The following is a 15,145-nucleotide window of genomic DNA, read 5'->3' on the forward strand; positions in this document are numbered from 1 at the left end:
TATGTAGTTTGTGAGCGACACGAGGTTCAGTATGACGTTTGTAAGCGACGCAATTGCTTCTGCGGTGCGGCGTTAGCGGGACTTCGAGAGATCACCCCAAGACCAGCCTACACCCCCCATCAAAGGCCCTCCTTGAGATATTACCTCAGGTAACCTCAAAAGGGTCCCTTTCGATCCTCACTAGATGCGAGAATTGCGGTCAAAGACTCCTCGAAGGTAACTAGAGACTAGGAGCAAGGCCTTGCTGCGAAAATTATTTTGCCTGATCTGCATAGTGGCCATGGGCTGTTTCACCGTCCTGACGGCGGCCGAGCGCGAGGCCGTAGAGCTGCCACGGTTTCCTTCGCTGAGTCCCGATGGCGAAGAGATCGTCTTTAGCTGGGGCGGCGATCTGTGGCGGGTTGGCAGTGACGGCGGCGAGGCAACCCGCCTGACCGCGCATCAGTTTGATGATCTATACTCATCATGGAGCGGGAATGGCCAGTGGCTCGTCTTCAACTCCATGCGTGATGGCTATCTCAACCTCTACCGGATGCGTCGCGATGGCAGCGAGCTGAGCCAACTGACTTATAGCGATCGGTTTATCCGCTCTCCGGATTACAGTGAAGATAGTGATGGTGAGCCGGTTATCACCTTCTCCAGTTACCTCGAAGGGGATGTCTATCGCGAACAGCGCCCCTATTCGCTCTCACCCCAGGGCGGTGAGCACTCGCGTCTGCTGGAGGCCTTCGGCTCCGAGCCGCGGCTGTCGCCGAATGGTGAGCGTGTTGTCTTTACCCGCGGCGGCTACTATCACGGCTGGAACAGGCGCCACTATCAGGGCCCGGAGGCGCGCAACATCTGGGTCTATGACTTTGCCAGCGAACAGTTTAGCGCCATAACCAGTCGCGATGGTGACGATGGTCGAGCCCGCTGGTTGGATGACGAAACGCTTATTTTCATGTCCGACCGCGAAGATCGCACGGTGAATCTCTATCGCGTTGCATTGACTGAGAATGGCTCCTGCGACTCACAGCAGGACAGCGCAGATGAACCCTGTGAGCCAATCAGCGCCGCCCAAGCCGAGCGCCTGACCCCCTTTGATGAACGCGATGTGCGCTACTTTGATGTCGCACCCGACGCAGAGAAGGCGGTCCTCCAAGTATGGGATAGCCTATATACGCTCGATCTTGCCGACCCCGAGGCCGAGCCAGTCAAGTTATCGCTGCGCGCCGGTGAAGTAGGCCGCGACAAGCATGAGCTGCGCCGCATCGACCGTGATGTTACCGAAGCGGCACTCAGCCCGGATGGCCAAGTCATGGCCTATATCGCCTACGGGCGGGTCTATGTCCGCAATCTGGATGAGCACAGTCCGACCCGGCGGGTGTCGCCGCCAAACCATGCTCGACATAAGGACTTGGCTTGGTCCCCGGATGGCCTCACCCTCTACTTCACCAGTGATGCCGATGGCAGCGAGTCGATATATGCGGCCCGGGTCCTGCTTACCCGGGATGAAATCGAGCAGGCCTATCAGCAACCTGGCTATGAGTTGCCCACAGCGGCAATCGATGAGCTACCCGCAACACGCGCACCTATAGCAGAAGAGGAGGCGGATCAGCAACGCCCAGATGAGCCTGAACGGCAACAGCCTGAGCGGCAACCGCGCCAAGAAGACCAACGGCCGGCTGATGCAGAAAATGATAGTGGCGCCAGTGGTGTCGATGAAGACCCGTTCGGCCCGCATGAGCCGCCTGACCCAATCGACCCACAACCGGACCCCGACCCAGCCGATCCTGACCCAATGGGGCCGGATCCGCTCGACCCGCAACCCGACCCGGTGGAGCCTGAGCCGAGCGAGCCTGTGGCTGATCCGGATACCGTCCCCGAGGATGAGCTGACCGATGAGGTAGCAGAGGATGCGGATGTCGAAGGCCTGCTCGATCCAGAGCGTTGGCACGAAGCGGTGCAGTTTGTGGTCAGCCCGCTGATCGCCGATGAGCAGTCCTCTGATCGTCAGGCGAGCCCCTCACCGGATGGCAATTATCTAGCCTTTCGACGCGGCCGGGGCGATCTGAAGATCAAGGATCTCAGCAGCGGAGAGATCGAGAAGCTGGTACCTGGTTGGGATAGTTCGATTGAGTGGCGCTGGTCGCCGGATAGTCGCTATATCGCCTACTCGCAGAACGACTTGAACTTCGCCGCGAATATCTTCGTCGTTCCTGTCGACGGCTCACATGAACCGGTCAACATAACCCGTCATCCGCGCAACGACTTGAACCCGCGCTGGTCGCAGGATGGGCGCAAGCTCGCCTTTATCTCCAATCGCTCCAACGAGACCTACGACATCTACCGGGTCTATCTTGATCGTGGACTAGAGCGTTACTCGCCACGCGATATTACCCGCTATTATCGCGACTCACGCCGTGCCGCCGGGCAGCTTGAGCCGCTACCCGTAGATCTTGACGAGCGCGCCGCCAAGCTCGAAGAGCTTGAGGAACAGCCTGCTGAACTTGATTTGGAAAACGCCTGGCGGCGGGTCGAGCGGGTGACCGCAACCCCGGTCAACGAGTATGCATTAGAGATAACCCCCGGCGGCGATCGCTATACCTTCAACCGCTCCGGTGAGGGCTTGATGCTGCGCAGTTGGGACGGTAGCGAGAGTAAGCGCCTGGGTGGCGTGGCCAGTGTGCAGCAGCTGAGCTTGACCGGGGATCGGCTGGTTTATGTCTCGGGTGGCCGTGCCGGGGTGGTCAAACTCGACAACGCAAAGCACGAGCGACCGGATATCTCTGACCGGCTGCGCATTGATCTTCGCGAGCAGTCACTGCAAAAGTTCCACGAGGCGGCGCGGGTAATCGAGGAGGGCTTCTATCGGCCGGACATGAAGGGGCTCGACTGGCAAGGGTTGGTCGCCGATTACGAAAGCCTGATCGAACGGGCCCGAACCCCCAGTGAGTTCAGTGATATCGCCAATCAGCTCATGGGTGAGCTTGCTGCCTCGCACATGGGGGTCAACAACCCCGGTGACTATATCCAGCGCCGCGAGCCATCCGGCCGACTGGGGATTGAGCATGAGCGCGTCGAGTTGGCTGATGGCGTTAGCGGCTATCGTGTCCTGAGCCTGGTCCCCGAGGGGCCGGCGGCTGAGGAGCCGATGCCCCTGCGCCCGGGGGATGTGATTACCGCGGTTGAGCAACAGCGTTTTGCTGGCGATGAGTCGCTGTTGCAGGTGTTACGCGGGCGGGTCGGTAAAGAGCTGTTGATAACCTTCCGCCGTCCTGACGATGGCCCCAATGTTGAGCGTCAGGCGCTGATCACACCGATCAGTTTCAGTGAGCTAGCGCGCCTGAAATACGACGACTTTAAGCGGCGCAGCCGGAATAAGGTTGCCGAACTCTCCGAGGGGCGCTTGGGCTACGTGCATATCCAGGCGATGAACCACGTCTCGCTAGAGCGGTTCCAGGCCGATCTTTATGCCGCCGCGCACGGTAAGGAAGGGCTCATCATCGATGTGCGCAACAACGGCGGCGGCCATACCACTGATCGGATCCTCACCTCGCTGATGTCGCCGGTCCATGCCTTTACTCTCCCGGCAGGTGCCGATGAGAATGAGACCGGCCACTACCCCCAGGATCGGCTTGATGCGCCACGCTATACGGCCCCGGCAAATATGCTGGCCAATGAGAAGAGCTATTCGAATGCGGAGATCCTCGCCCACGCCTTTCGCACCTTGAATAGAGGCACCCTAGTCGGTGAGCAGACATATGGCGGGGTAATCTCCACCGGCAGCCGCACCTTGATCGACGGGGCCACGGTGCGGCGTCCGTTCCGGGGCTGGTATCTGCCTGATGGCACGGATATGGAGCATAATGGGGCCCAGCCCGATATCCACATAGAGCAGCGTCCCGAGGATGAAGTGGCCGGTCGTGACAGGCAGCTGGAGAAGGCGGTGGAGGATCTGCTTGAGCGGTTAGATTCCTGACTTTCTAAACCTCAGGAGAGTATTACCAGATAGCACCCAAACGCGTCCTCGGCCGCAAGTATGGGACCGTAAAGCCTCCAGGGGCGCCTCTAACACTCCCCTCGAGCCACAACCGGCTACCCCGGTGTGGAGGACGCCGTGAATCCATCCCTGGAGGCTTCATGGCGCCATCCCTGGCGCCAAGACCTCCACACCGGGGTAGCCGGTTGTGGCTCGAGGGGAGTGTTAGAGGCTACTCCAGAGACCGACTTACGGTGTCCCAATATGTGCGCTTACTGACGCGTTTGGGCGCTACCTGGCAAAACTCTCCTGGAGTTTAGCGTCAGCAATATTGAAAATGATCTCTAGGGTTCGGGCGGGGTCCTCCTCATGGGCAAAATGGCCTAGCCCATCAAGCCGTATTACGCTCGCCCGCGGCATCCGGTTGGCAACATCGACGGCCTCGTCTGGATCGACCAGACCGTCCTCCTCGCCTGCCACCAGCACTACCGGCAAATCAAGTTTAGATAAGTGCGGCTCGAGTTCGTAGAGCTGCCAGCGGGCCATCATGCGCAGCGCCGAGCCGATGTGTCCCGGTGTTCTAACCAGACGCGTATAGAGCTCCACCTGCCGCTCATCGAGGTTGGTGCCCATCCGCTCAAGGGCGTCTGCGACTGTTTGCTGATCTTCGACGCGCCCGGCGAAGAAGTTTGCCGCCCGGTCGCTTTCGAAGATCCAGCGGCCGACCGGGGCGAAGAATCTACCAATCGGCCCCTGGCGGCGGATAAAGGAGCCGTTGATGCTGATCAGTGCCTGCGGGGAGATGTGCCCATCGACAACCATCCGTGCTAACAGGGCAGCCCCTGCCGAGTGGCCAACAACAAGCTCGGGCTGATAGCCGATGTGATCGAGAAGATCGCCAAGATCGGCGGCCATTTCGGTCATGACAAACCTCTCCGCATCGGGCCTGGAGGTGAAGCCGTGGCCGGGTAGATCGAGGTTAATCACTGTGAAGTGTTCGGCAAGTTCCGCTATCAGGGGGTGCCAGGAGTGGCTGGCCGCAGCGGTGCCGTGGACAAGCAGGAGCACCGGTCCGTCGCCGTATACCTGGTAGTGCCAGTTGATGCCGTTTATCTCCACAAACCGGCTTGACTCGCGTCCCGGCCAGTCGCGGCCCTCAACATCCCAGCGCGGAAAGCGGGGCGGATCAGCATTCTCGCCATCTGCGCTCGTCTCAGCTGCTTGCTCCTGACCGCCGCTGCCTAAGCTGCACGCCACGCTGGCCCCCAGGAGTATGATGACGATGAGCAAGCCGACGAGAATTGGCGTCGGCATGCGCATAAAAAATCTTTTTATCGACATATCAAATGTTGGCTGCGCTATCTGCCAGCGTTTGGGCCATATCAGTCCTCTCCCAAGTGAATCCTGTCTCTTCGCGGCCAAAGTGGCCGTGGGCGGCGGTCTTGGCGTAGATAGGCCGCAGCAGGTCAAGGGAGCGGATTATGCCGTAGGGGCGCAAATCGAAGTGATTGCGGACCAACTCAACCAGTTTGGCGCGGGGTAGCTTGCCGGTGCCAAAGGTTTCTACGTTTATCGAGACCGGTTCAGCGATGCCAATGGCGTAGGAAAGCTGAACCTCGCAGCGCCGCGCTAGCCCGGCAGCAACGATGTTCTTGGCGACATAACGGCAGGCGTATGCCGCCGAGCGGTCGACCTTGGAGGGGTCTTTGCCCGAGAAGCAGCCACCGCCGACCCGCGCCACGCCACCATAGGTGTCGACGACCACTTTACGGCCGGTTAGTCCGGCGTCGCCCAGCGGGCCGCCGACCACGAAACGCCCGGTGGGGTTGATCAGGAAGCGGGTCTCGGCGCTGAGCCACTGCTGCGGTAAGACCGGTTTGACGATCTGCTCGATAACCGCCTCGCGCACCGTCTCCAGATCTACGTCGGCGGCGTGCTGGGTGGAGAGTACCACGGTATCAATGGCCTGCGGTTGGCCGTCGGCGTAGCTGAAGGTTACCTGGGCCTTGGCGTCGGGGCGTAACCACTGCAGCGTGGTCTCCTGCAGCAACTGGCTGTGGCGCTGCATCAACCGATGGGCATACTGGATCGGGGCAGGCATCAATGTCTCAGTCTCATCGGTGGCATAGCCGAACATCAGGCCCTGATCGCCGGCCCCTTGCTGCTCGGGATCGGTCCGATCAACCCCTAGCGCTATGTCGGGTGATTGTTGGCCGAGGGCGTTGATAACGGCGCAGGTGTTGCCATCGAAGCCGAGTTGCGAGTGGTTGTAGCCAAGCTCGCAGACCTTGTCACGAACCAGGGTCTCAAAATCGACCTCGGCAGCGGTGGTTAACTCACCAAAGAGGAGTACCATGCCGGTCTTTACCGCGGTTTCGCAGGCGACTCTGCCGTGCGGGTCGGCCTCGAGTACGGCGTCGAGGATGGTATCGGAGATTTGATCGGCGATCTTATCGGGGTGAGCCTGGGAGACGGACTCCGAAGTAAACAAGTAGTGCTCGTCCATGTCGGCTCCTCTGGGTTATGATTGGTTAAGCTCTATGATCGAATCAGCTAATAGCTTGAATCCTTAATCTTGATAAACTCTTTGCCCGCAAGCGGCTACGATCGGTTACACTGCCGCGGATAAAGATGTAGTTGCTATGCTACCAAGCTTAATGTTGTGTTGGCTTGACATCTTGACTAAGCGAATGAACGGCTGCAGGCCGGTACAAATAACCATAAGGAGGATTCTAATTCATGACTATTAACGTAGCTATCAATGGGTACGGGCGCATCGGCCGTAATGTGTTGCGGGCCCTATATGAGTCGGGGCGTAATGACGAGATCCGGATAGTAGCGATCAATGATCTTGGTGATGCCGAGACCAATGCCCACCTGACCCGCTACGATACCGCCCATGGCCGTTTCCCCGGAGATGTTAAGGTCGAAGGTGGCGATCTGGTAGTCAACGGTGACCGGATTAAGGTCTGTGCCGAGCGTAACCCTGCCGATCTGCCCTGGGGCGATCTGGGCGTGGATGTGGTGATGGAGTGCACCGGCCTGTTTACCTCCAAGGAGAAGGCTGGCGCCCACATCCAGGCCGGGGCCAAGAAGGTCCTCATCTCCGCCCCTGGGGGTAAGGATGTCGACGGCACTGTAGTCTACGGCGTCAACCAGGGCGTCCTGACCTCAGGCCATGAGGTTATCTCCAACGCCTCCTGCACTACCAACTGCCTAGCCCCGATGGTCAAGGCGATTCAAGATAAGATAGGTGTTGAGCAGGGTCTTATGACCACTATTCACGCCTATACCAACGATCAGGTGTTGACCGACGTCTACCACTCCGACCTGCGTCGTGCGCGTAGCGCTACCCACTCGCAGATCCCCACCAAGACCGGTGCCGCGGCTGCTGTAGGGCTGGTTCTTCCGGAGCTCAACGGTAAGCTCGACGGTTTTGCTATTCGGGTACCGACCATCAACGTATCGCTGGTTGACTTAACCTTCACGGCCTCGCGCGATACTAGTGTTGATGAGGTAAATCAGGTTGTTAAGGCTGCTGCCGGTGGAGAACTCTCGGGTGTGTTGGCTTATAACGAGGATCCGCTGGTATCTATTGATTTTAACCACAATCCGGCCTCCAGTGTCTTCGATGCCACCCTTACCCGTGCCATGGGCAGCCGCCTGATCAAGGCCTGTGCCTGGTATGACAACGAGTGGGGCTTCTCTAACCGGATGCTCGATACCACGGTAGCCATGATGCGGGCCTAATATTTATCGGCCAATTTTTATTGGCCGATCGGCAAGCCCCCGTTCTGTTTTCAGGACGGGGGCTTTGCCTTGAGGGCACCTCTAAAAACCACCCCGGAGCCATTTCCAGAGTAGTGGAACTGCGACGCATCACTATTCGCGATGCGCAGCAGTTGCTGTCTCAGTGCCTTGCGCTAGTAGTTGATCGAGACAGTCGGGTTCGAGCAAGCGCAGGCGGCTGCTCCGCTCCTCGAATATGCCTTCGCGTTTCCAGCGAGCTAGCACGCGGCTTACTGTCTCTACTCTCAGCCCCAGCATCTGTCCAAGCTCGGTGCGCGAAAGAGGGAAGGGCATCCAGTTATCATCATCATGTTCCGCCTTCTCCTGCCAGTGCAGGAGGAAAGCCGCGACGCGCTCTTCGGCCTTGCGAGTGCCCAACTCTACGGCCAGCTCCTCCACCTCGTTGAGTGCCCTGCGCCAGCGCCCGAGTAGTGCCTCGGTAAAGCGCGGTTCCTCGGTGCGCATCCTGTCGAGCATAGGCAGCGGTAAGTAGCAGACTCTTACCGGGGTGAGTGCGATAGCGCTCTGGCGATACGGCTCCTCAAAGATCCCCTCGATCCCCATGAGATCACCCTTGACCAGCAGTCTTACGATCTGGCTGCGGTCAGTGCCGGAGTTGCGGACAAGTTTTATTATGCCTTCGCGCAGTGTGAAGGCAGCCTCAGGCTTATCCCCCTGCTCGTAGATAGTAGCCCCAGCTGGATACTGGACCTGGTAGGTTTGTTCAGCAAACTGATCCACGCCCTCAGAGCTGATCTCCCCGAATAGGGCGAGCGAGCGTATTTCACAGTTGCGACAATCGTTTGGCTCCATTTCTCCCTGCCCCCATGTGCCTGGCCGCTATAGTGATAACTATTTTTTTCTTATTGAACCATGCTTGATATGGATCAAGCAAATGCGCTTAATCAAATGCGAACGCTGGCTGTTAGGCTCCGCCCTGCTTGGTCCTGAGGCAGGCCCCCTTGCGGGAACCTCTAAAACTTCGCCGGCGCCACCATCCGCCCCGGTGTGGAGGACGCCGTGAATCCATCCCTGGAGGCTTCATGGCGCCATCCCTGGCGCCAAGACCTCCACACCGGGGCGGATGGTGGCGCCGGCGAAGTTTTAGAGGCACCCTTGCAGATGATCAGTTATTGAGCAGCACCCGCGTGAGTTGGTCTCGAGAAGCGCCCGGTGCACGACTAGGTTTTGCCCGGTTGATCAACCAAGCGGATCACCCCCGAGGATTATCCCCAAGGGGTTTGAGCTGCTGAGCCTATAGTTGCCACCCGTTGACATAGCCGGGGGCCACGGCGCGGCGTGTGACCAATCGGTTGCGTGACGGTGAGAACCCGTCACGCGAATCGTTGGGAACACTGTTCGCTCAGCGTCTATGGAATAGATGTCCATAGTTTAGGAACGGTTAACTAACCACCAGGCGGCGTTCGGCTTCACTGTATTTCTCCGCGGTTTTGGCGATTACATCAGCGCTTAGACTGGGGGCAGGCGGCTCTTTGTTCCACCCCAAGGTCTCTAAATGGTCGCGGATGAACTGCTTATCAAAGGCCGGTGGAGTGGTGCCGGGTTGCCAGGCATCTGCAGGCCAAAAGCGTGACGAGTCGGGCGTGAGCAACTCATCTATGATTACCGGCTGGCCGTCCTCGCCGAGGCCGAATTCGAGTTTGGTATCGGCGATGATCAGACCACATTTCTCAGCGTGAATGCACGCATGCTCATAAACGCGCAGGGATATGGTGCGGATCTGCTCAGCTAGCTCTTCGCCGATAAGTTCCGCAGTTTGGGCGAAAGAGATCGCCTCGTCGTGCTCGCCGAGCTGAGCCTTGGTGCTCGGCGTGAAGATAGGTTGCGGCAGGCGCTGGGATTGCTGTAGACCAGCGGGTAAGGCTACCCCCGAGACGGTGCCATCTTGCTGGTAGGATTGCCAGCCGGAACCGGCCAGGTAACCTCTGACGATCGCCTCCACCGGCAGCGGGCGCAGACGTTTGACGACAACCGCCCGGTCCCCGAGCAGTTCGCTCTCTTGGGGGGTAAGAAACTCGTGTGGGTCATCATCGAGCAGGTGGTTGTCCGCTATGCCTGCGGTGTGGCGAAACCAGAAGTTGGAGAGTCTGGTAAGCACTGCTCCTTTGCCGGGGATCGGGTCGGGGAGGATGACATCAAAGGCCGATAGCCGATCGGTTGCGACAATCATCAGGCGATCTTCGTCAATCGCGTAGATATCTCGCACCTTACCGCTGTGAAGCAGCTCAAGGCTGGTTAGGGTGGATGAATATAAGGCGTTGTTATTTTGCATTGCGGATCTCATTTCTTTAGGTTTTACCCTTTAATGCTTTGAAAGGCCTCCAGTGCCTCGCGGCGACTGCTCTGTAGATCGGTGATCGGCCACGGGTAGTCCTTGCCTAGCCTTATGCCTGCGCTGTCCAAGGTGGCTGCTGGCGCTGTCCATGGTTGGTGGATCTGTTTTTTGTTTAGCGCACCGAGCTGGGGCAGCCAGCGCCGCACATATTCGCCCTCGGGGTCGAACCGCTCGCCCTGGCGAACCGGGTTAAAGATGCGAAAATATGGCGCAGCATCCGCTCCACAGCCGGCGACCCACTGCCAGCCCATGCTATTAGAGGCCAAGTCCCAGTCTACCAGTGTATCGCGAAAGTACTCTTCGCCTAATTGCCAGGGCAGGCGCAGGTTTTTGACCAGGAATGAGCCCACTACCATGCGCACCCGATTGTGCATCCAGCCGGTGGCCCAGAGTTCCTTCATGCCTGCATCAACCAAGGGGATGCCGGTTTGGCCAAGGTGCCAGGCGCTGTAGAGTGAATTGTCCGGATCGTCGCGCCAGGGCATGGCAGCAAAGCGCCGATCCACCGGGTAGGAATGTAGGTTTGGTTGCTGGGTCAAGAGGTGATAGGCGAATTCGCGCCAACCCAGTTCAGCGAGGTAGGTCTCGACGCCGGAGTGGTTTGCAGGCCCAGAGTGGTTTTCGGGCTGAGAGTGCGCAGCCTGATGCCATACCTCGCGAATGCTCAGCTCGCCGAAGTGTATATGGGGCGAGAGCAGCGATGTGCCGGGCTGGGCGGGAAAGTCGCGCTCATCAGGGTAGGCAGCGAAGAATTCAGGGCTTAAGCGGGCTAGTCTGTGGCTGGCCGCTGTACTGCCCGGCTGCCAGTAATCGGCGAATTTGTCGTACCAGCGGACTCGATCCAGCAGGTTGAGTTGCTCGAGTTCGGCTGAGCTATTGTGGGCATGTCCGGGCGGTGGCGGCAGCGAGGTCGGGGCCGGTTTTGCCTGCGGTGGGTTAAGTTGTCCGCGAACTTGTCGCCAGAAGGGTGTGAAGGCCCTATAAGGTGTGTTTGAGCGATTACGGATAGCATGCGGGTCGGTTAATAGGCCGTCAGCCGTTATGCGCAGCTCTATCCCGGCTTGCGCAAGCTCTGCGGCGGTCTTGTTGTCGCGCTCCTCCGCCCACGGTTCAGAAATGGCGGTGCAGAGCACGAGGGAGGCAGAATTGGCCTGCGCCCAGCGCATCAAGGTCGAGGTACTGCTGCCGCTGTCGAGGAAGAGGTCACTGCCCCTTTCGCGCAGCTCTTGACGCAGTGAGCTGAGGCTGTGGTGCAGCCACCAGCGGCTGGCCGCGCCGGCTTGCGGGCGCTCTTCATGCGGGGCATGGATGTAGAGCGGCAGGACGTAGTCGGCGATTTTAGTGGCAGCGGCAAAGGCCGGCTGGTCCTGCAGGCGCAAATCGCGCCTGAGCCAGATAATTGCGGTTTGTGGCATGGTTTGTTCTTTCTATGGGGCTGCTTTGTGCGTAGTCGAGGGGGCGGTATATATGTCCTCGATATATGTCCTCGGGAGGCCTTCTATAGGTAACCTCGAAAACTTCGCCGGCGCCACCATCCGCCCCGGTGCGGAGGACGCCGTGAATCCATCCCTGGAGGCTTCATGGCGCCATCTCTGGCGCCAAGACCTCCACACCGGGGCAGCCAAATGGCTCCGGGGGAGTTGCATAGGCCTCTTACAGTGGGCTTTTTAGCCTCAATCGCGCCATGGTAACAAGAATCTTACAATGGTGGGCTGCGCCTTGGGGCAAGAGTCGGGTATGATTAGCAGTTGACCAGGAGTTGCTTCAGGACTGCGGTGCATGCAGCTGTACCGAATTATTCAAAATTGGTTAGGCAGAATACTGGGAGCCCTGGCTGGAGGGTTGGCTGCCGGGCCATTGGGTATAGCCCTCTGGCTCGGGATTGTGCTTGGCTTTCTGGCTGGATACGGGGTCGATGTCTGGGTGCGCGTCACTCAGGTGGTCGGTCTGGTGTGGAGCAGGTGCGGCCTAGGCTTTGACCAACGCGTCTTCATTGGTACCACTGCCATGGTCATGGGGTATGTGGCCAAGCATGATGGCCGGGTTAGCGAGGCCGAGATCTCCGCCGCACGGCGTGTACTCAACGAACTGCCGCTTGATGAGCTGGGGCGCAAGCGGGCCATCACAGTTTTTAACCGCGGCAAGGATCCAGGAGCACCGCTGCGCTGGATCCTGTTAATGTTGCGCACTGTCGGCAGGCGGCGGCCGGAGGAGTTGGCTCGATTCCTCGACTTCCAGCTGCGCGTTGCAGCCGCTGACGGTCTGCCCGATGCTGGCAGAGAGAAGCTGCTGCGCTGGATATGGCGCCATGTCGGGGTTTCTGGGGTAGACCTCGATGCCCGTCTGGATGGTATGCGCCGTGGCAAATTGAACCGCACCGTGCGGCCGACCATAGACCACGCCTATAAGCTACTTGGAGTCAGTCGCAACGCCTCCTCAGAACAGGTGCGTAAGGCCTACCGGCGGGCAATAAGCAAGAGTCACCCTGATCGTATGGTCGGTAACGGCCATTCCGAACAAGAGATTGAAGAGGCCAGCGAAAGAACCAGGCAGATCCGCGCCGCATACGAGGCAATTCGCGAGGTGCGCGGCAGTTGATCGTGAAATTGAGCTTGCAAGAGGCGTGGCATTTGATCTGGACTAGAACGCGGAGGAAGTGATGCAAGAAGAATTTGCGGGGCTTTCCATAGAGCTGCAAATCGCTGATATTGCCGCTCAGGATGACTGTGATGCGGTTGTCAACGCGGCCAATCCTGAGCTGCGCCCAGGCGGTGGGGTGGCTGGTGCCATCCATGATGGCGCTGGGCCAGAGCTGGAGCAGGCTTGTCGGCCCCTTGCCCCCATCGAGCCGGGCGAAGCGGTTATCACCGATGCGTTCCAATTGCCCAACCGCTATGTCATTCACTGCCTCGGGCCGGTATTCGGGGTGGACGAGCCGTCGGATGAGTTGCTCGCCGATTGTTACCGTAACTCACTGCGCTTGGCCGAAGAGCATCAGCTCAGCTCGATCGCCTTCCCGGCGATCTCCACCGGGGCGTTCTGCTTTCCTATGGTCCAGGCGGCGCGGATAGCTTTGGAGACCCTGGTGAAGGAGGCGGGCAGTCTCCAGCATGTGAAGTTGGCCCGCTTTGTGTTGCCCAACGACCGGGCTTTGCAGGCACATGAGCGGGTTATGGCAGAACTGGTGGAGGAGACGTGAGTGTAGCCCTTGACTTGCAGCGTGTGGAGCAGCTCTGGGATGAGTACGCCCTGCCGGCTCTCAAATCCTTTGTCGAGATCCCGGCCAGATCTCCCCATTTCGATGCTAAATGGCAGGAAAACGGCCATCTCGATGCAGCTCTGGAGCTCGGCAAGCAGTTCTGCTTGACCCACTTGCCCGACGCTCAAGCCGAGATAGTCCGCTTGCCAGGGCGTACCCCGCTGTTGTTCGTCGATGTGCCGGCAACGGGAGGCGGGGCGACGGCCGGCGAGACTGCGGCGACTGGCTCAGCAGGTGCTGAGACAGCTGTTGCTAGCGGTGCAACAAAGGGCGGCGCCTCTGAAGTTGGCGAGGCACCTGCCGGGGCCTCAACTGCCGGCGCCTCAACTGCCGGCGCCGCAACTGCCGGCGCCGCAACTGCCGGCGCCGCAACTGCCGGCGCCGCAACTGCCGGGGCCGCAACTGCAGGCGCCTCAACCACCGGCGCCGCAACAGCCGGCGAAGCCGCTCCCACAGCCCTTATCTACGGCCACTTCGACAAGCAGCCAGAGAATACCGGCTGGTCGCCAGGCCTTGACCCCTGGCAGCCGGTTGTCCGCGACGGCAAGCTCTACGGGCGCGGCGCCGTCGATGACGGCTACTCACTCTTTTCGGCAGTAATCGCTATCGCCGCGCTGCGTGAAGAGGGACAGGCACACTCACGCTGTGTCTTGGTCATCGAAACTTGTGAGGAGAGCGGCAGCTTTGATCTGCTCGCTTACCTGGATGAGTTGAGTGAGCGCATCGGCCAGCCCGATTTGGTGATTTGCCCCGATGCTGGTTGCGGTACCTACGATCGACTTTGGTGTACGACCTCTCTGCGCGGCATGGTCAGTGGAACCTTGCGGGTTGATGTGCTCGGTGAAGGTGTCCACTCCGGGGATGCCGGTGGCGTTGTGCCATCAAGTTTCCGGGTCTTGCGCGCATTGATTTCGCGTTTGGAGGATGAGCAGAGCGGCAAGATATTACCTCAGCATTGCAATGTTGCGATCCCTGAGCTGCGTCGGCAGCAAGCGGTGCATGCCGGGGAGGTGTTAGGCGAGATTACCAAGGACCGCTTCCCTTTCCTGGAAGGCGTCGAGGCGCAGTCTGATGATCCCGCCGAGCGGATCCTTGATCGCAGCTGGCGAGCCGCGGTTGAGGTGATAGGCGCTGAAGGTTTGCCGCCTGTTGAGGCCGCGGGCAATGTCCTGCGTCCCTACACTGCTACTAAGCTGGCCTTGAGGTTGCCCCCGACCGCCGATGGCCATGCCGTTGCGCAGGAGCTAGAGAGGTTGTTCACAGTGGAACCTCCGGCGAATGCTCGGGTGGAGTTCGAGGTGGATGCTGTTGCGAATGGTTGGGCCGCCCCGCAACCATCGGCGTGGCTTACCTCGGCCTTGGAGCGAGCAGCTCAGGCTTATTACGGCAAAGAGCCGGTTCACATGGGCGAGGGCGGTACGATTCCGTTTATGAGTTGGTTGCAGGAGCGCTTCCCGAGCGCCGATTATGTGGTCACTGGGGTGGCTGGCCCCGGGTCCAATGCCCACGGCCCGGATGAGTTCCTGCATCTTGATGCGGCGCGGCGGTTGACGGCTAGCATGGGTGAGGTGGTTGCTGGTTTGGCGAAATCAAGGTAGTTGCGCATATAAGGGAGCGTATATCTGGGTGCGCACATTAGGGTGCGCATATCAGGGGGCGCAGATGGGGTGCGTATACCAGGGGGCTTATATCAGGGACCGCAGATTGCGGGCTCATGCCAGAGGGCTTATGCCAGATGGCGCTTGTCATGGCGCGCATACAAGGGGGCGCCCGGAAAGCA

Annotated in this window: 10 protein-coding genes; 5 read left to right on the plus strand and 5 right to left on the minus strand. The window is 59.5% G+C overall.

Going from position 1 to position 15,145, the window contains the following annotated elements; translation table 11 throughout:
- The first annotated feature begins 241 nt into the window (after positions 1 to 241).
- Positions 242 to 3,961 (plus strand): S41 family peptidase, encoded by a 3,720-nt coding sequence (locus HH1059_RS01350; protein ID WP_231901983.1) that lies wholly within the window; start codon positions 242 to 244, stop codon positions 3,959 to 3,961.
- Between the two features lie 291 nt (positions 3,962 to 4,252).
- On the opposite strand, the gene bchO is transcribed toward HH1059_RS01350, so the two are convergent.
- Both bchO and metK read right to left on the minus strand, forming a co-directional pair.
- The gene (gene bchO / locus HH1059_RS01355) at positions 4,253 to 5,275 is read right to left on the minus strand and encodes an alpha/beta fold hydrolase BchO (protein WP_231901984.1); all 1,023 of its coding nucleotides are present in this window, start codon (positions 5,273 to 5,275) and stop codon (positions 4,253 to 4,255) included.
- 28 nt (positions 5,276 to 5,303) lie between these two features.
- A complete protein-coding gene (gene metK / locus HH1059_RS01360) occupies positions 5,304 to 6,467 on the minus strand; it encodes a methionine adenosyltransferase (RefSeq protein WP_096407447.1) in 1,164 nt (387 codons plus the stop codon).
- 233 nt (positions 6,468 to 6,700) lie between these two features.
- Here metK and gap point away from each other — a divergent pair, with 233 nt between their 5' ends.
- Positions 6,701 to 7,711, plus strand: a complete 1,011-nt coding sequence (gene gap, locus HH1059_RS01365) for a type I glyceraldehyde-3-phosphate dehydrogenase (protein WP_096407449.1) — start codon at positions 6,701 to 6,703, stop codon at positions 7,709 to 7,711.
- 132 nt (positions 7,712 to 7,843) lie between these two features.
- Here gap and HH1059_RS01370 read toward each other — a convergent pair whose 3' ends face one another.
- The 3 genes from HH1059_RS01370 to HH1059_RS01380 all read right to left on the minus strand — a co-directional run bounded on the left by HH1059_RS01370 (position 7,844) and on the right by HH1059_RS01380 (position 11,521).
- Positions 7,844 to 8,563, minus strand: coding sequence for a Crp/Fnr family transcriptional regulator (locus HH1059_RS01370; RefSeq protein ID WP_096407452.1), 720 nt, complete (start codon positions 8,561 to 8,563; stop codon positions 7,844 to 7,846).
- A gap of 589 nt (positions 8,564 to 9,152) precedes the next feature.
- Positions 9,153 to 10,043 (minus strand): phosphoribosylaminoimidazolesuccinocarboxamide synthase, encoded by an 891-nt coding sequence (locus HH1059_RS01375; RefSeq protein WP_096407455.1) that lies wholly within the window; start codon positions 10,041 to 10,043, stop codon positions 9,153 to 9,155.
- A gap of 23 nt (positions 10,044 to 10,066) precedes the next feature.
- Positions 10,067 to 11,521: a cryptochrome/photolyase family protein gene (locus tag HH1059_RS01380; RefSeq protein ID WP_096407457.1), complete on the minus strand. Its 1,455-nt coding sequence runs from the start codon at positions 11,519 to 11,521 to the stop codon at positions 10,067 to 10,069.
- A 364-nt stretch (positions 11,522 to 11,885) separates the two neighbouring features.
- Between HH1059_RS01380 and djlA the strand changes: the two genes are divergently transcribed.
- The 3 genes from djlA (at position 11,886) to HH1059_RS01400 (ending at position 14,963) form a co-directional block, all read left to right on the plus strand.
- A complete protein-coding gene (djlA, locus tag HH1059_RS01390; RefSeq protein ID WP_096407462.1) occupies positions 11,886 to 12,704 on the plus strand; it encodes a co-chaperone DjlA in 819 nt (272 codons plus the stop codon).
- 61 nt (positions 12,705 to 12,765) lie between these two features.
- The gene (locus tag HH1059_RS01395) at positions 12,766 to 13,305 is read left to right on the plus strand and encodes a macro domain-containing protein (RefSeq protein ID WP_096407466.1); all 540 of its coding nucleotides are present in this window, start codon (positions 12,766 to 12,768) and stop codon (positions 13,303 to 13,305) included.
- On the plus strand, positions 13,302 to 14,963 hold the full coding sequence (locus HH1059_RS01400; protein ID WP_231901985.1) for a M20/M25/M40 family metallo-hydrolase: 1,662 nt from the start codon (positions 13,302 to 13,304) through the stop codon (positions 14,961 to 14,963). The genes HH1059_RS01395 and HH1059_RS01400 overlap by 4 nt, the downstream gene beginning before the upstream one ends.
- Positions 14,964 to 15,145: the final 182 nt, after the last annotated feature.

Source organism: Halorhodospira halochloris (assembly GCF_002356555.2).
GTDB classification, from domain to species: Bacteria; Pseudomonadota; Gammaproteobacteria; order Nitrococcales; family Halorhodospiraceae; genus Halorhodospira; species Halorhodospira halochloris.

Bases quoted from the DNA above. Each gene is read 5' to 3' on its own strand.
- HH1059_RS01380 (WP_096407457.1), bottom strand. From the start codon at position 11,521: ATGCCACAAACCGCAATTATCTGGCTCAGGCGCGATTTGCGCCTGCAG.
- HH1059_RS01375 (WP_096407455.1), bottom strand. From the start codon at position 10,043: ATGCAAAATAACAACGCCTTATATTCATCCACCCTAACCAGCCTTGAG.
- metK (WP_096407447.1), bottom strand. From the start codon at position 6,467: ATGGACGAGCACTACTTGTTTACTTCGGAGTCCGTCTCCCAGGCTCAC.
- HH1059_RS01395 (WP_096407466.1), top strand. From the start codon at position 12,766: ATGCAAGAAGAATTTGCGGGGCTTTCCATAGAGCTGCAAATCGCTGAT.
- bchO (WP_231901984.1), bottom strand. From the start codon at position 5,275: ATGCCGACGCCAATTCTCGTCGGCTTGCTCATCGTCATCATACTCCTG.
- djlA (WP_096407462.1), top strand. From the start codon at position 11,886: ATGCAGCTGTACCGAATTATTCAAAATTGGTTAGGCAGAATACTGGGA.
- gap (WP_096407449.1), top strand. From the start codon at position 6,701: ATGACTATTAACGTAGCTATCAATGGGTACGGGCGCATCGGCCGTAAT.
- HH1059_RS01370 (WP_096407452.1), bottom strand. From the start codon at position 8,563: ATGGAGCCAAACGATTGTCGCAACTGTGAAATACGCTCGCTCGCCCTA.